Below are 21094 nucleotides of genomic sequence, written 5' to 3'. Positions count from 1 at the left end.
GGTCGACTATCGCCGGTCGGTGTCGCCGTGCCCGGGAGTCCAGGCGGGCATCCCCTGCCAGGGTCTCCTGGCATGCTGTCCGGGCTCGGCCACTGTCCACGGACCGGCGTCCGTCGGTGACACCGCCGGCGGGACGAGCGCGCGCGGAGCCACCGGGGCGGATCGTGGTGGTGGCACGTGCTGGAACCGGCCCGTCGCGCGCGGTCGCAGAAACCCGAACGAGTCCGGTCCAAGGACGCCCGTCCACATCGCACCCGACTGGCTGATGGCGAGATCTCCGCGTACGGCCCAGATCCGCAGACGCGGCCCGACCGCGACGGCGAGCGCCTGCGCGGCGGACGTCGCCGGTTCGGGCGAACCAGGCTGCGGCCCCGCAGGCGAGCCAGGCGGTGCCGCCAGACCGCTGGCGACCAGATAGACGTCGCGGTTGCCGGTCGGGTACCGGTTGCGCAGCGCCGCGCCGACCGCGTCGGCGAAGACCCGCGCCGGGACCGGGCGGCCGGACACCACCGGCACGCCGTCGCGGGCCGGGACCACGACAGCGCTCGCGCCCGCTGGCAACCGCAGCTGCGGCAGGACCCCACTGAGTTGCGGGTCCGCATCACCCGGCCGGGCGATCACCAGCAGATCCGGCCGGTTCGCCGGCCACAACAGCCAGCCGGACAGCTCGACGGCGGTGACCGCAGTCGTGGTCACCGGCGGTGGCCCGGCAGGGCGGACCAGCACCGCCGCCGAACTCGCCTCGCCTGCGGTCAGCAGCGGTCCGGCGGGCTGCGCACGGTCGATGGCGGTCTGCAGGATCGTCGCGAGGCGCGCCAGGCCGGCCGGGCCGAGGCGAGGGAACAGTGCGGTCAGATGGCTGCGGACGTCACCGCTCTGCCGGTCCCGCTGGGCCACCGCGGCCTCGGGCTGCGGACCCAGAACGATGGCCCGCCCAGGGTGCCGGTCGATCAACTCGACGAGCGCCGGATCGGACAACGCGGTCGCCCCGTTGAGCCGCAGCGCGGCGTCGATGTCCCGGAACAGCAGCCGCCCGAGCTCCTCGTCGCGGTATCCGGCACCGAGCGGAGCGGGTGTGCTCTCGTCGAGGAACCCGAGCACCTCGACAGCCGGCAGCGACTGGTTCATCGTCAGGACGAAGCCCCTGGGCATCGTGTAGAGCACGTTGCGCGTCGATCGCGCCGACGGCCCGGCGAGCACGATCTGCGCGGCGTCGCCGGATTCGTCGTACGCTCTGGTGAACTCCGCCGCCTGTGCCTCGGTCAGCAGAGTCGGCCGTTGCGGCGACGCGGCGATCCGGCTCGCCCAGTCGTTCATCCCGAGCGGGCCGAGCGCGAGGTCGAGCACCACATCGTATCGTCGGCCCAGGTGTTCCACTGTGATCATCGGTGCCACGTGCATCCGCCACCGCACCTCGGCCGGCGACCGCCAGGTGGCTCCGGCCGCCGCCACGGACGTGATCCTCAGGTCGTCGCCGTGCAGGAAGACCTGCCGGGAGCTGATCCCCCACCGGGCCAGCCGGGTGCCGGCCCGCAGCGCCACCGCCACGCAGCCGTCCTCCGGCGCGGTGGCACCAGCCGGCGAGACTCCGCTGCCGTCGGTGACGCCACGGACGTCGTCGACCAGCATCGCGTACGCGCGGACCGCCTCCGCCGGGCTGATGGTCGGCAGATCGAGGTTGCCGTCGTCGGACAGGTGCCGAAGATAACCGCCCCACGGTTCGGGTAGCTGCGCCGCCAGCGCAGACAGCTGCTCGCCGAAGGCCCACACGCCGTACCGCTCGCGGTACGCGGCGGCGACCCTGGCCATGTCGAGCGGCTCCCGGCGCAACACGGTGAGGATCTGGATCAGCTCGGCGGCCGCGGTGACGTCCGACTGCCCCAGAAGCCCGTTGACCTGATCGAGGACGGTGGCGAGATGCCCGCCGTGCAGTGGTCCGAGGGGCGGCGTCGGTCCGGTGACGACCCGTACCAGCGCCCTCAGTTCGGCGTTCGTCGGCAGCCGGTGCTCGAGGTATGCCAGTCCGCCGGTGTCGTGGTCGACCCGCCGCAGCAGATCCGCATCGGCGGTTATTCGGGACAACTCGCCAAGCAACCGGTCGGCAGCGCCCGGTCGGTTGGTCAACAGGTCGTCGACGGCCCTGTTCAGCCGGCGCAGCACCGCACCTGGGTCAAGTGGGGTCTGCGGGGTGTCGCGTGCCCACTGTGGGACCGGCGCGCTGGCTGTCTGGTAGAGCACCGGGTCCAGAATGTCGGGTAGCGACGGACCCGGCGCGGTCCCGGTCACCGGTGCGGTCGGCGGCGAGGGTATCGCCGGCAGCGGCCTCGGCGCTGTCCGGAGCATGAGCCGGATCCAGGCGTCGCTATCGGCAGGGCCCACATCGGTCAGCCAGCCGGGTTCGGTGCTCTGGTACGGTTCCGGTTCGCTGTTCGGCCGGAACACCAGCAGCGGTTCGGGTTTGCCGGGCCGCAGCGTCCCGTCGGCGCCGGCGACCATTTCGCCGCTGAACAGCCGGCCGCTGGCGCTGGAGACCCAGACCGGTGCCGCCGACGCCAGCACCATCGGCCGGATGACACCGTCGCGGGCACCGAGCCGGTCCGCCAGCCGCTGTGCGACCGACGGCTGCTCACCAACAGGTGGTACGGTCACCGGCTGCTCAACGACCGGCGGTACGGCGGAATTCGGCGCGACCGCCGGCGGTGTGAGCGGGGCGCCGAGTTCACATCCGACGAGCACCACCCCGTCGACACCGGCCGCGCCGGCGTGGCGTTCCAGCTGCCCGATGGTCTGCTCGACCCATCCGTCCACATCGTCGACGGCCTGCCCCGCCATTGCCGGTCGGCCGGCCACCCCGTGGGTGACCGCGCCGAGCATCCCGGCCGGCAGGTCGAGGTGGGTGACGATGTCGGCCAGGTCAGCATCGGCACGGGAACCGACCGGGACCGAGGCAAGGACGGCAGCCGGCGGCGGCAGCATGGCCTCGGCGAGGCCCGCGTCCGCTGGCGGTAGCCACGCCCGGTAATGGCCGATCCGGTCATCGGCGGACGGGCCGAGCGGTGGCTGGAAGAACAGCAGCACCGGTGGCTGCGTCGCGGCGGTGACCGAGCCGAAGTTCACCGGGTCGGCGGCGACGGTGACGGTGGCCGGGTTCCCGACGCCTGCCTGTGCGACGAGAACCCGCCGGTCGAGCACCAGACCGAGCAGTTGGACGAACTCCTCGCCCTCCTCGGCCTGCAGTTCCCATCTTCGCACCGCGTTCGCCAACCGCGCCCGGACCGCGGGGACCGGCTCCTCGTATTCGCCCCGGCCGCGTTGGCCGATGGTGGCGAAGAAGTCGTCGTCGCTGGCGTCGTTGCGTTCGATCCGGGCGACGATGGCCTGCTGCAGCGACCTGGTCACCTGCTCCAGCTGCGGGGTACGGTGCTCGGGCAGACGCAGCGGGCTCATCCGTAGCCGCTGGTCAGCAATCTTGAGATCGCGCAGTTGCGCCATGTCTCGTTCGATGGCCTCAAGATCGGCCCTGCGTTCGTTCGGCACCACCTCGGCCACCACCGACGGCGCGGCGGCGATCGCGGCGCGGATCAGGCATTGGAGCAGCGGGCCGGTGCCGGCGTCGACCTGGTGTTGCAGCCCGACCGTGTGGGCCGGCACAGGTCGAACGGACCTGTCTGACCGCGCCACCGGCGCGGCAGTCCTGGTGACCGGACGCTCACCGGACACCGCAGCACTGACCCGGCTCGGACTAGCTATCGTCGCCTCACCCGACGCTGTCGCGGCCGCCATCCCGTCACGTGGTGACGCGCTGGCGACCATGTCGTCGTCCGGCACGGTCCGAGCCGGGGCGGCGGAAGGCGTCGCGGCGCCGACCATTGCCGTCGGCGCAGACTCCGATTCCGGCACGGATTCCGGCACGGATTCCAGCACTGCCTCGGCCGGCGTCTTCGGCGTCGGGACCACCTCGATCAAGCGGGTGCTCGTCGTCGGCATCGGCTCCGACCGGGTGCTGGCGATCGTGGCGGCGGCGGGAACGTGCTGCACGAGGGCGGTGCCGTCGGCCCGGGTGACGATCACCGTCGCGTCGAGCCGGTACAGCCGGAAGGTGGCGGTCTGTTCGGCGTTGCGCTCGTCGGTCATGTCCAGAGCGCTGCCGCGCTCGGTGGACCGTTGCTGGCCGACGCCAGGGGTACCCGACCCGCCGACGCGGCTCAGCCAGACGCTCGGCAGCTGTTTGGGCTTGGGATATCCGCCACCCCCGTCGATCGTGGCGGAGGCCTTCGAGTTGTCGGCGGTGGCGAGCGAGACGTTCGGCGCGGTCGTCGACTGGGTGTACACCCGGGCCTTGGACCGGAACTCGACCGGGTTACCGTCCGGGTCGACGAGCTGGTGCGCGGCGGTCACCTGGATCCGTACGGCCAGGCGCGGATCGTCGTGGAGCACGAATCCGTCCGGTCCGAGCATCTCCCGCAGGTGTGGCCGCAGACTGGACTCGCTCGCCACCAGCCGGGTCAGCATCGGCACCTGCTCAGCGGCGACGACCACCCCAGCCGCCGGCCCAGCCTGGCCCGCCGCGAGGGCCGTACCCGCCAGGGCGGTGATCGTCGCCGCAGCTGGCAGGGTCATCAGCTGGGCGGACTCGTCGGCCAGCAGCTCCGCGTTGTGTGCGCCCGGCGCTGACGCGGCGGCCTGATCGCGGGCCAACCACCGCGGCTGGATCGACGCCGTCGGCGCTGGAGCGGTCACCTGCCGCCACCATGCCGCCGATGGTCGACCGGCGGCGGTGATCGGCTGGGTCAGCGCCGTCGGTGTGATTCTGCGCAGCGTGCCGTACGCCGGTGGGCCGGCCGCCCGGGTGGCTTCGCCGATCGCCAGTTGCCGGCCCAGCTCCGCCAGGAGATTCCACAGTGGTACGAAGGCGTGCCGGACCGCGTAGCTGAGCAGGTTCCGCGACACGTCGAAGAACTCCGCGTGGACGTCGAACACCGCCCTGGCCGTGAACTCCGTCATCTCGCCGGACTTGGTGTCCAGGCGGGCGATGCTCTTCCCGGAGGTGGTCTCGCCCTGGGTGGCGGTCGACTCGTGGTCGGTGTGCCGGGTCACGGTGACCGCGCCGGCGTCACCGTCGACGTCCGAGCCGGCCGCCCGGAACGACCAGCCGCGTCCCGTGGTCACCCCCCGGGTGGATTCCGTCGTCGTCCCCCGCAACCCTTCGGCCCGGAACGTGCCGTCGGTGTCTGATCTGGGCTGGTTGGCGACAGTCCCGGTCTCCCGACCCCGGACGGTGACGATCAACAGTCCGGTCCGGCTGCCGTCGACCACCGCGAACCCGCGCACCATACCGGTGCCGAACAGCTCGAACTGGTGCAGCGCCAGCCGGTCCTCGGCGAAGGTCTCGGCCACCTGCCGGTGCAGCAGGTCCTCCCGGGGGTTACGGTCCAGGGTGAGTCGCAGCTGCCGCATCCGCTGTTCGATCGCGGTCAGCACGCCCGGAGCGCGGATGTGCTCGACGTGGCTGAATGCCCGCGTCGCGTCGACGTCCGCGACGGTCCGGGTGAGTTGCGCGGGTGGCACCGGTGGCATGCCGGGCAGCCGCAGCAGCGTGGCGAGCCGGTTGTCGACCAGCACCGCCGCCGCGTCCCGTACCGACAGGAAGGCCGGACCTTCGACGTGCGGCGGCAACTGCGGCGCGCTGACGCTCCACCGGTGCACCTCGATCTGGAAGGCGACCGAGATGGTGAAGTGCGGACCCCGGACGGTTTCCCGGGTGATGTTGGTCCAGCCCCGCTGCTCGCTGGTGGCCGTACCGCCGGAGAGTTTCACGTCGCCCGCGCCGGTGCCCAGCAGCCGGGCGCTCGCTCCGTCGTCGCTGTTGCTGACCCCCAGCAGGTCGATCTGCAGGCCGCCGCCGCCGGACAACCCACCGCTCACTGTCGTGTCGCGGCCGGTGCCCAGCTGCACCACCGTCTGCGAGTACTTCTCGATCTCGCCGTCCAGCGTCATGGACGTCCGCTGGACCTGGTGGACCACCATCCGGACCACCGCGACCGATTCGGAGTCGCCGCTGCGCCCGAGGGGCACCACCCAGCCCCGGCCGCTGACCAGGTCGCTCAGCGCACCGGACAGCTCCCCGCCGTCGCCCACCCGGCGCAGCGGTGCCGACCAGGTCATCGGGTCCGACCTGACATGGTGCGCCCTGGCCCACAGCCGTGCGGCGACGGCGGTCAGCTCCGGGACGTTGCCGAAGAACGCCCGGACGCCGGCCGTTCCGTGCATGGCCAGCGGGGTGGCCGCGGCGCCCAGCGCGTCGAACCCGCGCTGGTCCAGGACCGACACCGGGGAACGCGGCAGCGACGGCGCGACGGTGAGCTCGTCCTGGGCGTAGTAGGGCGGAATCGCCACCGTCTCGACGATCCGGTCACCGGTGAGTCGTCGGACGGTGGTGAAGCGGCCCGGCTCCGTGCCGCGCTCCGTGACCGCGATCGTGACGACCGTTTCGACCTCGACGGTACGGTGGGTGGTGAATTCCGATCGGATGTACTCCGACATGGAACTGGTCTGCGACTGGTCGGTCGCCCGGCTGTAGCTGGCGGAGATCTCCGGACCGACCACGGCGCGGACCTCCCCCGAGCCGATGATCAACTGACCACCGATCGACCCGGACACGGTCACACCGCTCGAGCTGCCGCCTTCGACCGTACGTCCGCGCAGCGCCCTGGTGTTCACCTTCATCTCGTCCACGGCCCCGGTCGCGTCGTCGATCTGGCGTGGATAGGCGGTCACGACGACGTCGAAGACCGCGCCGGAGATCTCGAACGCCTGGTGGGCGCCCGCCCAGACCCGGTCCGGGTCGCCCTCCAACGCGCCCTGGCTGAAGGCGGCGTCCATCAACTGATGCGCCCGCGCCCAGTCGTCGACGAGCCTGGCCGCCCGCTCCGGCCGGAAACGGGACCGCTCCGCCTCGGCGAGCAGGTGCGCCACCGCCGGCCGGACCCGTTCGATGCCGGCCCAGGTGACCAGCATCGTGTCGCCGTGTCCACGGCCGGTGGCGAGCAACAGCGGTACGCCCGCGACGGCGGTGGGCGCCGCCGGTCCGCGAAGGTGCCTGGCGTGCGGCAGTGGCGGCCCCACCAGATCGTCCAGTTCGGTCGCGGTCAGGTTGCCGGACAGCTGCGGATCCGGATCCGGGCGCAGGTCGATCCACTGTGGTTCTTCGCCGGCCAGGCTGCGACCGAGCAGCCGCCGCTGGAAGGCTTCGTCGTCGTGCACCGGCACACCCAGCTCGGCGGGCAGGTCACCGACGACGACCGGGCCGATCCGGGTCGACGTACCCAGGAAGTCGATCTCGACCCGGAACTGTACGGCGTACCGCTCCTGCGGACCCTTCGTGTTGATCACCGTGTGGTTGCCGGCGGTCAGGTCGAGCGAGCTGCTCGTCCCCCGCTCGTACTCCAGCTTGCCACCCCCGGAGATGTTCCCGGCCACCGGGACCTTGGTCAGCTTGACACCTCGGCCGGCGACCCCGAAACCGACCCCGTGGGTCGTCGACTCGCTACGCGACTGCGTGGCACCACCGATCACCCCACGGTCCTCCCGGCCGGCCACCGTCGGCAACGACCCGGCCGGGTCCGAAAGGTGCTGCAGCCGCTGCGGCACCAGGCGTACCCGGGGGATCATCGTGACCGAGGAGAGCAGCCCGGTACGGCGGTGGATGACGTCCATGGTGATCCCGTTGCCGATCAGGTTGATGCTCCGGTTGCGAACCGCCCGTTCGTTGAGCGGATCCCTGGTGATCAGGGTAGCGATCGCCACCGCGTCGGCGACCGGCAGCGACGCGACCGCGCGCAGAGTCCGGTGCAGGGCCCGCACCGCCGCCGACACGTCGATGGCGTTGACGACCTGACGCGCCGCACGTGACAGGTCGGGCTGCCCGCCCTGGCTGTTGGTCTGGGCCGCACCCAGGTCCGTCGGTCGACGTGGGGCCGCCACGTACGCGCGGGGAAACGCGATGGCGAACTCGCCGTCGCCCGGCGGCACCAGCAGGCTGCCGGCGAGATACCCGTCGACCGACACTTCCACCTCGACGGTGCCGTCGAACTCCGTGAGGTCACCGCCGAACAGTTTCCGGCCCGAGATCAACTTGCTGCTGGTCGATTCGCTCCACTTATGGCTGGTGCGATAGGTCAGCTGGGGCAGCGACCCGAACAGCCGGGAGATGCTGGTCGCGGCCAGCCCGGCCAGCATCTCGACGCCCGTGTCGGCCAGCGACCGGTCCGCGCCCTGGTCGGTCGAGTCGCTGACCGACGAGCTCGCGAACGACACGGCGAACCGCTTCGCCCCGGACTGCCCGGCGGCGACCCGCGTGACCAGTTCACGCGGGCGCAGCCGGAGCCAGACCAGCGTGTCGGCGATCTCCACGGTGACCCCGGTCTGCAGCAGGTCGTCCCAGTACTGCAGGCGGGCCCGCTGCTGTTCGTCGAGGACGCGTTGGTCCACCTCGGCACCCGCGGTGGCGCTGCCGGCGTCGGCGGTGGCGCTCCCGGCGTTGGCGGTCGTGGCGGTCGTGGCGGTCGTGGCGGTCGTGGCGGTCGACCGTACCTGGCCGCCGGAGAGGATCACCCTGAGCTGCTCCTCGAGCCCGGCAAGGAAGTCCGCCTGACGCGTCACCGGCTGCAGGTGCGCAGGGAACGCGTCGCCGTTGAGCCGCTGGGCGACCATCAGCCTCGCCGTACCGGCCGGGTCGGGCCAGTCCGCGGCGATCACCGCGGACTGGCCGAGCGCACCGCGCTCGACATGCCACGGCACGTTCTCCGCCGCCAGCGTGGGGGCGACGTCGCGCACCACCGCCCGCCAGTTTCCGGCCTGGCGGGCGATCACCAGTGGCGTGCCGGCGGCCGGCCCGTACCATGTCGACGACGCCTGCCCGGCGACACCGCCGTGACCGGCGAGCTCGTGCACCTGGAGTCGGACCCCGGCAGCGGCTGCGATCAGCTCCTCCACCGTGGGCACCGGCAGGTCACCGACGGGCTCCGGTGGCCGCGCGGCCACCTCCCGTACGGCCGCCACCGCGGCCTCGTCGACCAGCACGCCCTGGTAGTCGGCCGCACGCAGGACGGCCTGCGCGAACTGGGCCGGCGACCCGGTGACGTCGTCGGTGGACGGCCGCAGCACCAACCAGTCGCCGACCCGCTGTGGTTGCCCGCGCACGACGGTGATCCGCTCGTGCAGCTCGGCCCGCCGGTCCCAGACCACCGCCAGGTCGTGGGCGATCACCTCGCGGTCGGCTGTCGCGGCAGCGATCCGGGCCGGCAGCGTTGCGGGAACACCGTCGGACGCCTCGGCCGCCGCCTCGTCGCGGGCCTGGCGCACCGCCTGGTCGATCGCCTGTTGCCAGGCCGGTAGCCGCTCGACGGTCACGGCGGCCTCGGCGGCCAGCCGCAGCGCACGCTGCCGCGCCCCGGTCAGACCCGGCCGGCCGGTGACCCAGCCGGCCATCCTGAGCATCGGTTCCCGCAGCTGCGCCTCCCGCAACGCGACGATCGCCGCGTACCGGGCGATCTCCCCGGCGGCCTCGACGTACTCGTCCCGGCTGGCCCGCCCGTCAGCGACGGCGGCGAACAGTTCGGTACGGCGTCGGGCAGCGACCTGCACGCCGTCGCCGTTCATCGCCCGGTGGATCGCGTCGAGCACGGTCAGGTCCTGCCAACGCGCCACGGTCGGAGGCAGGTCGATCGGAGGTTGCTGGGCCGTGTGCCCGCCGAGGAATCGTTTCCATTTCTCAAAGAGCATCCCCGGAGTGACGCCGCCGGGGTCGAGCAACGCGTCGACCCGCACGTTACGGTCCGCGCCCGTAGTCGCGGCCACCGCCGACCGGGATCCACCGGGCGCGGTCGAAACACCGCCGAGGGGCAGGGCCGAAGCGTCGAGCGTGAGTTGCGCCAGCCCGCCGGCCGCGTCGAGCGGCAGCCGGACCCGACCCAGCACTTCCGGATCGGCCAGCGGCGCCAACTGGTACGCCGGTACGCCGTCGATCAGGGTCTCGGCCGCCACCAGCTGCCCGTCCGGTAGCCGCTGGACCAGCACGAGGTGAGCGTGGTCGTTGGCCGGGTCGAGCCAGACGACCGTGACCGCGCCGGGCCGCAGCTCGGCGAGGGTGCCCGCCCACGAGTCCCGGAACCGGCCGCCCAGCAGCTGCCCGAGCCGGTCGACGGTGCGCTCGCCGGCACCGTCGTCGACCGCCCGCGCCGGACCGGTCCCCGGCCGTACCGACAACCGGTGCACCACCTCGAGGACCCGAGGCCCGCACTCGGCGAGCCCGTGCGCCCACGGCGTCAGCTGACCCAACGCCCGCAGCAGCACCGGCGCGACGGTCCCGTCGGCCCGGCGGGCCAGTTGGTCGAGCGCCGTGGCGCTCAGCGGCCGGAGCAGCCCGACCTGGCGGCCGCCGTACAACCGTTCGTAGCCGGTCAGTCGGGCCTGGCCGTACTCGGCCCGCAGGGTGCGGGCCACCGCTGGGGGCAGGGAGCGACCGGCGGCCAGCGCGGCGAAGTCGTCGCGGGCGGCCTGCAACTCGGCGCGCAGCGCGTCGGCATGGCGCAGCAGCCGGGGCAGGTCACCGGTGACGGCGTCGAGCGCCGCGTCGAGATCGGCCATCGCGGCCCGGACTGCGGCGTCGGTGAAGGCACCGCGTTCGGCGCGGGACCGGGCGACCGTCACCTCGCCGCGCAGCAACTCCATCAGTACGGGTCCGAACGTCTCCGCTGTCGCTGCCGCCGTGCGTACCGTTGGATCTGCGGTGACGTCGGCAGCTATCCGTTTGACCTCAGCGTCGACGGCGGCGACCGTCGCGGTCACCCGGGCCTGCGCGCCACGCGCGAACGCCTCCGACGCCGGCCCGGTCGTGTCCGCTATGGACATACCGTCGTCGGTGGCGGTGGCGGTCGCGCTGGTGGTGTCCGTGCGGCGGCGGTCGGATCCGAGGCTGCCCGATGCCGCGAAATGATCGTCCAGGTGCGCCCGTAGCTGCTGCTCACCGTCGCGCCACCGGTCGGCACGCATCGGCAGGAACGGCTGTGGCGCGGCGAGCTGGGTCCGTACCATCGCCGCGACGTCGGCGGGGAACGCGACGATGCCGGCCTCGATCTCAGCGGCACCCAGCCCTCGGGTGGTCGCCGTATTCACCGCAGCGCGCAGCGCCGCCTCGTACCGCGCGAACTCCGCCCGGATCAGTTCCTGTTCGTAGACCTCGCGCAACAGAGCGGTCCGAGTGGCCGACCAGTGCCGGTCGGCCTGCAGGTAGCTGTCGTCGAAGTTGCGCGCACCGGCTGCCACCACCGGTGCCCACACCTGGTCGTACGCCTGGTTCGCCTGCGCCAGGTACTCGTCCAGCACCGTCCGACCAGTCGTGACCGCCGGTGTCTCGTCGGGGTCACCCAGGGCGTGGCGGGTCGCGGCGTCCCGGGCCGCGCGGTCGAGCTCGGCGGCAATGGCCTCGCTGAGGTCGGGACGCTGCTGCTCGACCGTCTCGGCGGCCCGTACCCGCCGGACGAACTGATCTCGCAACTCACTGGTGGTCCGCTCCCAGGCGGCGTCCCGCTCCTCGTCGGACAACCGCGTGTGCGGCGGCTCCAGCAGGTCACGCAGGGTTTCGGTGAAGACGTCCGGCGGCGTCGTCGGATCCCCGCCGTACTCGGCGAGGTGGTCGGCGCGGAAACGCAGCCCGATCTGCTGCACGTCCACCGCGCTGATGACCGACGCGATGTCCGCGTCGCCGGCGACGGCCCTCAGCACCCGGTGGAACGACTCCGCCGCCCAGATCTCCTGCTGCTGCCGCCGCCAATCGGCAACCAGCCGCCCGTCCAGCTGCTCACCGATCTGATCCAGCTCGGCCTGCCACCGGGCCCAGCGGGCGTCCTCGGGCTGTGGCTGGTGTCCCTGCCACACCTGCTGGGTGGCGAGCAGACCGGCGCTGTACGCCCATGAGGTGACGGTGGCAACCGTCACCGGGTTCAGGCTGACCCCCAGGTCGTACTCGGTCCGCAGCACCGCCACCTCGAGCCGCCGGTCCAGCTCCGGAGCCAGCGCCTGCCTGACCAGCTCGGGCATCGGTCCGGTGGGCTGCGGCAGGTCCAGGGAGGCGGTCCGGGTCGGCGGATTCGGCACGACCTCGGCCGGCTCGACCACCGACCCCCGCTCGACGGTCAGCGCCTCCAGGTCCAGTAGAGCCTGGTCGACGACCTCCCGGTCGCCGCTGCGCAACCGCTCGATCCAGCCAGGACGATCCGCTGGCGGCACCGCCTCCAGCACATCATCGAAGAACCGGTCGTACAGGGCCTGCGGATTCGGAGCCGACACCTGCTCTCGGGCCACCGGCTTGAGCAGATCCAGCAGGTCACCGTCGACGGCAGGGGCCCCGGCCAGGCGGTTGTCGACCGGCGCCCGGTCAAGTACCGCCTCGGCGGGTCTTGCGCCGGTGCTCAACCCAGCGGCGTGGGACCGCTCGGCTGCACGAACTATCTCGATGTAACGGTCGGAGGCTGGACGCCAGTCAGCATCGCGGATCGGCCGCGTGTGCTGTTCCGGTGTGTTCACGGCGAGCGGTTCATCTCGCGAACGGATGGCCACCATGGTCTCTGAGCCTGGGGTCACCCGGCGGGGGTTCTCGCTGGCGACGGCCGATTCCGGCCGGTCGGGGCGCAGCGATGCGGCGTTGGGGGTACTCGACAGATCCAGCTGGTCGCTCGACGCCGATCCGGCCGGGTCGCGTTGCGTGCCACCGCCCGGTGGCGCGGATTCCGCCGGTTGCGCTCCGTCGGTCCGACCGGCGGTCGACGACGGATCAGGCGAGCTGGTACGCAGCGCCTGCAGCCGTTCGGCGAGCGTTCGATCGACCGGGGCGGACCCCCCGGCTCCACCGCTGTCGTCCCGCGGCACCGACGGCAGGTAGCGCGCGGGCGCCTCGGGCGCAAGGTGGACGGGCACCCTCATCGCTTCGAGCTGCTGCTGTAGCGCCGGGTCGACCGGTTCGCCCTCGTCGGGGCTCTCGTTGGCGCGCTCGTTGCGGGCGGAGGCCGCCGGTTGCTCGTCGGTGGGTTCCCTCAGCCTCTCCAGGCGCTGTTCGAGTTGGCTGAACTCCTCGTCGGCCCGGGCAGCGGCCAGTTCGTGGCGGCGCTTGTCAAGCGCGCCGATCTCGGCTTGCATCCGCTCCAGGGCCTGGTCGGCCCGCTGCTGGTCGCCGACGGCATCAGCCTGGTCGATGTCGTCACGCAGCTGCCGGTACCGGGTCTCAGACATTCCAGCTTCCAACGCGCGGTCATGACGCCACTGCTCGAGACGAACCTCCAAGTCCCGTTGGGCGCGGCGATCACTCAGCGCGTTGATCTCGGCAGTCATCCGATCCAGGGCCTGGGTGCCCCGTTGCTGGTCGCCGTCGGCAACAGCCTGGTCGATGTCGTCACGCAGCTGCCGGTACCGGGTCTCGGACATCCCGGCTTCCAACGCGCGGTCGCGGCGCGACTGTTCGACATGGATCTCCAGGACCCGCGTCTCGCGGTGGCCGCCCACGGCCTCATGGAAGGTCTGGACCTGGTCGAAAGCGTCGTCGAACCGCCGGCCGCCGACGAGTTCGTCGATCCGGGCACGGTGCGCGGTGATGTCCGGCTCCGGCATCCCGGCGTGCCGGCCCACCGCCGCTTCGAAGTCGGCGACCGCAGTCACCAGGTTCGCCCGCTCGCCGACCCTGGCCTGACGGATCCGGTCCAGGTAGGTGGTGATGTCGGCGTCGGGCATCCCGACGGCGCGGGCCTCCCTGGCCGCAGCCTCACCCCAGGCGTCGTCGAACCTGAACTGCGGCGTCGGCGATATGCGGTCGAGTTGCTGTCGGGTCGCCTCCGGGTCGCCATCGACGGGCTCCCGTTCCCAGCCCTGATCCCGGATGTTCTGCTCGACCTGTCTGATCCGCAGGAGGTCGCCGCTGCGTTCAGCCGAGTTCCACGCCTGGTCCCAGCTGCTGGCCTGGGCCTCGGTGATGTTCACCGCGTCTGCGCGGGTCGGCTGGTAGCCGAACCGGGGCTCCGGCATCGGCGGCGGCTTGGATCCGGCGAGCTCGGCCAGCCGGTTGCGGAGCGCCGCTTCCTGGGCGGCTTCGACAGCGACAACCCGCCGCTGCTCGAGCATCCTGAGGTGATCGAGGGCCGCACCGGACACCTCGGGGTCGTCGTGGTTCAGCCGCCGGATCCAGTCAGGTCGGTCCGTGGGCGGCACCGCCTCCAACAGGTCGGCCATTCTCCCGTCCCACCAGGCATCCGCGTCCACCTTGACCGGAATCCGGGTTGGCGCGGCCGGCATTTCCGGCAATTCACCGCCGGTGGTGGTACGGGACGTAGCGGTCGGCGCCGACAACTGTTCGAGCAGCTGGTACGGATCCCGGACGAGGGAGTCCGCGCCCTCGGCCGCCGTGTGGTCGGTGTCAGACCGGTCCGTCGCCGTGCGGTCGACGGCCGTGCGGTCCGTCGCCGTGCGGTCCGTCGCCGTGCGGTTGGTATCCGTACGGATGAATGATGGCTCGGGTGTACGGACGCCCGCCGGGCTTGACGCTGGCTCCGCGCCGAACCGGGCCGGGGTCGGCGCAAGGCCGGACGACGAGGACGCAAGAGCAGACGGCGATGCCGCAAGGCCGGACGGCGAGGACGTCAGGTTGGCCGGCCCCAATGGCTCGAGCGACGCACGCACCGGGACGGTCGACGGCAACTCCAGCGAGGGTCGGGGCCACGACGAAAGTTCGATGTTCGTCCGCGATGCCGGACTATTGGGCAACGGCTGGGCCGAACCAGTGGAAGACCCGTCCAGAATCGGCCGGGACCCAGCCGGCGACGCAGTTTCAACCACCGGCCCGGTCGAGGATGGAATTTCCATGTGCACCAGCGGTGCCGGCCTCTCCAAAACCGGCGGCTTCCACGTGCGGTGCGGGTCGAACGACGGGGTGCCGGCCTGCTGAGAGGCTGTCGACGACGGAGTGTCGAGCAGCGGCCGGGCCGAGGACCCCGGCGAGGATCCGTCCGAGCTCGGTCGGGATGCAGCCGACGACGGAGTCTCGACAACCGGTCGGGGCGTCGGCGAGTCCAGCGGCAGGGTCCGACTCGCGGGCTGTGGCAGGTCCGGCGAAGCGGCCCGGCTCACCGGCGGGATCAGCTCATCGCTGGCCGAGGCGTCACGGGTGGCGGCGGTCTGTGGGGTCGGGCTTTCAGGACGCGGCCCGGTCGCCGCTTCGCCCGGATCGAACTGCGGCGTGTTGGTCGGCCGGTGCACCTCGGGCCGGCCCACCGCTGTCGGGATCGTCGACCCGCCACCGACGGTACGGCCGGTGGCGGGCGGGGTGACGATCTCGCCGACCGGAGTCCTGATCGGATTGAGGGTCGTCGGTGAGTCGGTGACCGCGTTGCTGGTCAGCAGCGACGGACTCGGCATCGGGGTCGGCACCGGGCCGGGTAGCGGCGTGGGCGTGGGGCCCGGTGCGGGGGTCGGCGCGGCTCTCGGTCTGAAGGTCGACGGCGGGTCGGGCAGGGCGAAGGCGCCGCCCATCCAGAAGCCGAGCCCGGCGGTAAGTCCGACGTCGCGACCGTCGATCACCAACGGGACGTCCATGATCCGGGTGGCGATCACCTGAGCGGTCAGCTCGGAGGCGACCGAGGTGGTGGCGCCGATCGTGCCGGCCCGGGTGAAGTTGACGATCGTCGGCATGAAACGGATCTGGCTGACCAGGTCCTCGACCCGGGCCAGGATCCGGGCGGCGAAGGCGAGCAGCCGGCTCAGCAGGGCACCGGCTCCGAACAGCGCCGCCTCGATGATCACCGAGAAGACCGCGATGAGCGCCATCACCACCTGGGCCCGGCGGGCCTCGGCCAACGCCCGGTCGATCTCGTCGGCGTAGTCAGCCAACGCGTAACCGATCTCCCAGGCCGAGATACACGCCTGGTGCATGGTCTGCCAGACCGACGGGCCACCACCGGAGTCGAAGAACAACTGCCGGGCCGACGCCGACGCCGGCCCCTGCCAGCTGGACGTCATGCCGATGACGGTGTAGGCCATGGCGAACGTCTCGCGGTACAGCGTGTCGCCGGTGTTCATCCATTCCCGGGCGAGCGCCCGGATCGGCTCGGTGTCGAACTCAATGGCCACCGGTGCCTCCGTTGCCGGACTCGTCGGCGACGACGACACCAGCCTGATCGTCGCCGGGCGGATGATCGTCGGGCAGGTCGTCGTGGGACGGGTCGTCCTCGGACGGGTCGTGGACGGCCTGAATGACCTGGGGCGGCTGGCCGCGCACGATCAGCGTGCCCCGACCGGGGTCGCGCCGGGCTGCCCGCTGGTCGCCGAGCAGCGCGCCTTCGCGGGGGTCGCCGGAGAGGATCAGCCCACCGGCGCCGTACTCACGCAGCCGCGACAGGATCGGGTCGGTCATCAACGCCCGGGAGACCCCGGCGACCCGTCGGGCCAGAACGATCCGCAGCCCGAGATCGCTGGCCTGGCCGAGCAGGTCGGTCAGCGCGGTCAGCGGGCCCCGGCCGTTCGCGCCGGCGACCAGGTCGTAGTCGTCGGCGACGACGCACAGCTCCGGTCCGGTCCACCAGGTGCGGGCCCGCCGTTGCGCGGTGGTCAGGTCCGCCGGTGGTCGCCGCTGCGCCAACGTCGCGGCCAGTTGTCCCAGGTAGGCGGCGGCGTGGTCGGAGTTTCCGGCCCGGGCGCCGATGTACGGCTCGGGCACCGCGTCGGTCAGCCCGCCCCGGTAGTCCAGCAGCAGGAAGCGGACCTGTTCCGGGGTCCGGTGCGCGGCGACCTGCCGCAGCCAGGCCCGCAGGAACGACGTCTTGCCTGCTCCGGAATCACCGAGCACCAGAAAGTACGGCTCGGCCGGTGCAAGACGTACGGTCGCCGGACCCAGATCGTGCTCGCGCAGCCCGATCGGGATGCCGGCGGGTGGTCGGGGCAGCCGGGCGAGCGCGGCGTCGAGGTCGGCGACCGTGACCGACTGCGGCAACGCCCGCAGCTCGCTGGCGGCCGGGCCGGTCCAGCCGGCGGCGAGCTCGGCGACGGCTGACTGCTGCGCGGCGGCGAGACCCTCGACGGCGGTGACACCGTCCAAGCGGGGTACGGCGGTCTGGAACAGGTTGCCCGGTGGGCTGATGCCGCGACCGGCGACCCGGCTGACCAGACCACGGGCGGCGGCCCGGGAGATCTCCGACTCGCCCGGCTCGTTGAGCCGCAGCTCCAGCCGGCCGCCGATGTTGTCCCGCAGATTGATTCGGAGCTCCGCCCACCGGTTGGCGGTCAGCAGCAGGTGCACACCGACGCCAAGGCCACGGGCGGAGATGTCCAGGATGGTGGCGTCGGCGGTGTCGACCGCGCCGCGCAGCGCCGCCCAGTTGTCGATGACGAGGACGTGGTCGGCGGCGTCGGTGCCCGGCGGCAGTTCGCCGGCGTCGCGGCGGCGGCGGAACTCGGCGACGCTGTCGATGCCGAGGTCGGCGAAGAGTCGTTCCCGGGCGACGAGCAGCTGGTGGGCGACGGCGAGGGCGCGGCGGACCCGCTCCGGGTCGGTGCGCACCGCGACGCCGGTGACGTGCGGCGCGCCGGCCAGCGGCCCGAGGGTGCCGCCGCCGAAGTCGATCGCGGTGAACTGCAGTTCGGCCGGGGTGTGCGAGAGCATCGCGGCGAGGATCGCGGTGCGCAGCAGGGTGCTCTTGCCGGTCTGCGGTGCGCCGACGACGGCGATGTGCCCGCCGGCGTCGTCGATGCGCATCGCCATCACCCGTTGTTCCTGCCGGTCGGGCAGGTCGACCACGCCGATCGGGAACCGCAGCTGGCCCTGCGGCCAGCCGGGCGCGTGGTAGCCGCGTACCGGGTCGTGGACGAGCTCGCCGAAGAGCGCGTCGAGTTCGACGACCGGCGGCAGCGGCGGCAGCCACACCTGGTGCACCGCCGGCCCGTACGGCACGATCCGCTCGACGATGACCTGCAGTTCGGTGACGGCACCGGGCGCGGCCACCGGTGTGGGCTCCGGCTCCGGGTCGCGCTGGGCGGCCTCGGCTTCGGCGACGGCCCGTTTGGCGTCCTCCGGGGTACGCAGCCCGAACGGCACCGGTTCGACCGCGACGACCCGTGGCGCCGGTGCGTCCGGATCGTCGGCCAGGTATGGGGCGGAGACGTGGGCGACCCGGAAGCGCTCGTAGACCGCCTCGCCGACCTTGAAGTACGCCGAGCCGGGGATCGGCGGCAGCCGGTACGCGTCGGGGGTGCCGATCACTGCCCGGCTCTCGGTGGCGCTGAAGGTCCGCAGCGCGATGCGGTACGACAGGTGGGATTCGAGCCCGCGCAGTTTGCCTTCGTCGAGTCGTTGGCTGGCCAGCAGCAGGTGCATGCCGAGGCTGCGGCCGAGCCGGCCGATCTGCACGAACAGGGCGATGAAGTCGGGGCGGTGGGTGAGCAGCTCGCCGAACTCGTCGACGACGATCATCAGGTACGGCAGCGGGTCCAGGGGCCGCCCGGCCGGGTCGGTGCCGCCGGCCGCCCGGCGCAGCTGGTACTCGCGGACGTTGTCGACGTTGCCGGCGTCGCGCAGCAGTTGCTGGCGGCGCTGCTGCTCGCCGATGAGTGCCAGCCGGGTGCGTTCCACCATGGCCGTGTCGTCGGCGAGGTTGGTGATCAGGCCGGCGACGTGCGGCAGCCCGGTGACGCCGGCGAAGGTCGCGCCGCCCTTGAAGTCGACCAGCACCATGCCGAGGTGTTCCGGCGAGTGGGTCAGCGCCAGGCCGGTAACCAGCGTACGCAGCAGTTCGCTCTTGCCGGAGCCGGTGGCGCCGACGAGCAGGCCGTGCGGGCCGACGCCGCCCTGGGCGGACTCCTTCAGGTCGAGCACCAGGTCGGCGCCGTCGGCGGTGACGCCGATCGGCACCCGCAGCAGGGCCGGGTCGTCGGCGGCCCGCCACATCGCCGGCGGGTCCACGGTGCTCAGTTCCGGGCAGCCGAGCATCTCGGGCAGCGAGACGCTGCGGGCCAGCAGCTGTTCGCGGTCGCCGAAGACCCGTAGCGGGGTCAGCGCCCGGGCGGTCTGCTCGCAGAGCGCGACGTCCGGGGCGTCGGGCACCGCGTCGCTGACGGCGCTGACCAGGTTGGCGGTCCGGCTGCTCAGGGTCAGGCCGCCGCCGGTCGACAGTTGGGCCCGGGCGTCGACCCGGCCCGGTTCGTCGGCTTCCCGGGCGACCAGGCAGACCACGTGCAGGCCGGATTCGGGGCCGGATTCGGCGAGCATCGTCTCGACCAGCGGGTGCCGACCGAAGGCGGCCTGTGGTCCGTAGCCGTCCAGCACCACCACCAGGTGCCGCTCGGCGGGTTGGCCACGGCGCAGGGCGAGCGCACCGGCGCGTTCGGCCCGGTCGGCGCGGATCGTCTCCAGGCGGGCTTCGAGCAGGTCGGAGAGGCCGTCGAGGTGCAGCGAGACGAGCACGGCGGCCCCGTCGCGGCAGTGCGGCAACCACTTGGTCCACCCCCACGCGGCTTCGTCGCCAGCGAGCACCGCGAGGCGTACTTCTTCGGGGCCGTGCAGTACGACGAGCTGGGTGAGTAGGCCGCGCACGGCGGCCCGGGTGCGGTCGGTCGGGCCGAGGACGCTGAGGACGCCGACCCGGGCCAGGTCGACCCAGGCGGGTTGGCCGGGCACGGTGGCGGCTTCGGCCGCCAGGCGTCGGGCGGCCCGCTGCGACCAGCGGTCGTAGTCGACGGTCGGATCCTTGGCCTCGGCGAGCTGCAACCGCAGTGCCGCGTCGCCCCGGCCGGTGCCGATGCGCAGGTGCAGGAAGTCGGGGTCGGTCGGCCGCCGTTCCCAGACCCGGCGGCGGCCGACCGCGATGGACCAGAGCCGGTACGGCGACGGGTGCGCGAAGGCGACTGCGGCACGTTGAGCCACAGCGGATTCGCGGGAACGGGCCCGCAGCTCGGTGAGGTGCCGCTGATAGCGGGCGCGTTGGCGGGCACGTTGCCGGCGGGCGTGCCGTTGGGTCTGGCCGCGCACGAGCAGGGTGACCCCGACCGAGACGACGATGAACCCGACGCCCAGCAGGATCATCCACATCCGGCCGAAGGTGACCAGGTAGGCGCCCATCGAGACGCTGCTGAGCAGCGGCAGGAGCAGGTAGAGCCAGGCCTGGGCGGAGGAGTCCTGCGCCTGCTGGGGCGGGGCGGGGATCTGCACCTTCTCGACGGCCACCTCCGGTGGCCAGGCGCGGGCCGGCCGGTGGAACGAGACCGCGGTCATCCGGGGAAGACCTGGTTGACGGCGGTGACGGCGTCGGCCGCAGTGCTGGTCGGTGCGCCCTCGCCGCTGGCACTGAGCCCGGCCCGGGCGTCGTCGAAGATCTTCTTGATCTCCTCCTCGGTGCCGCTCCAGCCGCTGGTGATCGCCCGTAGACCGGAGACCATGACGTTGAGGACGCCGTCGTTGGCGTCGAGGTCGTCGTCGCCGTGCGCGGACTCGGTGCCGAACAGCGCGGTGGCGACCGCGAGCCACCGGTTGCTGAACGCCTCGACCTGTTCGGCGGTGGATCCGGCCCAGCCGAGGCGCAGTCCGCTGATGGTGCTGCTGATGTTGCGTAGGCCGGTGGCGATGGTGTTGCTCTCGTTCTGCAGGGTGGTCGCCGCCGCCTGGACCGCACCCAGGTCGATGGCGATCGTGCCCTGCAGTTCGTCGTAGTCGATCTCAGGAGGCATTGTTCTGGTTCTCCGTCTCGGCGGCCCGGTAGTTGCTCTCGGCGGTGCGCATCCGGTCGATCATGTCGCCAAGCACACTGGACAGTTCGGTGGAAACCCCGTCGTACCAGGTCTTGAGCTCCATGAACGAGTCGCTGGCCGGCCCGTCCCAGGCGGCATCGATCACGGCGAACTGGGCACCGATCGCCGCCAGCGCGGTGTCGATCCGGGTCTTCTCCGCCGCGACGGTGCCGATCGCCGCCTGGAGCTCGCCGAGGGCGACCCGGAACTCCGCGAACGTCATCTCTGGCATCCGACACACCTCCACGAAAGCGCTATTGACCTGATACATCCGCCTATG

The 21094-nt window shown here is 72.3% G+C and carries 4 protein-coding genes; all 4 read right to left on the bottom strand.

What is annotated here, in order from left to right; translation table 11 throughout:
• Window positions 1-6: 6 nt before the first annotated feature.
• From O7623_RS28225 to O7623_RS28210, 4 genes are read right to left on the bottom strand one after another with little or no spacing between them, the layout of a single operon-like run.
• Window positions 7-16170, bottom strand: coding sequence for a protein-glutamine glutaminase family protein (locus tag O7623_RS28225; protein WP_282225968.1), 16164 nt, complete (start codon window positions 16168-16170; stop codon window positions 7-9).
• A complete protein-coding gene (gene eccCa, locus O7623_RS28220) occupies window positions 16160-20302 on the bottom strand; it encodes a type VII secretion protein EccCa (RefSeq protein WP_282225967.1) in 4143 nt (1380 codons plus the stop codon). The genes O7623_RS28225 and eccCa overlap by 11 nt, the downstream gene beginning before the upstream one ends.
• Entirely contained in the window at window positions 20299-20754 is a 456-nt protein-coding gene (locus O7623_RS28215; RefSeq protein ID WP_282225966.1) for a WXG100 family type VII secretion target, read from the bottom strand. Before O7623_RS28215 ends, eccCa begins: the two co-directional genes overlap by 4 nt.
• On the bottom strand, window positions 20744-21046 hold the full coding sequence (locus O7623_RS28210; protein WP_282225965.1) for a WXG100 family type VII secretion target: 303 nt from the start codon (window positions 21044-21046) through the stop codon (window positions 20744-20746). Before O7623_RS28210 ends, O7623_RS28215 begins: the two co-directional genes overlap by 11 nt.
• Between the last annotated feature and the right edge of the window lie 48 nt (window positions 21047-21094).

Origin of the sequence: Solwaraspora sp. WMMD791, from assembly GCF_029581195.1 — a bacterium.
Classification (GTDB): domain Bacteria; phylum Actinomycetota; class Actinomycetes; order Mycobacteriales; family Micromonosporaceae; genus Micromonospora_E.
This window is presented reverse-complemented; position numbering and strand designations above follow the sequence as displayed.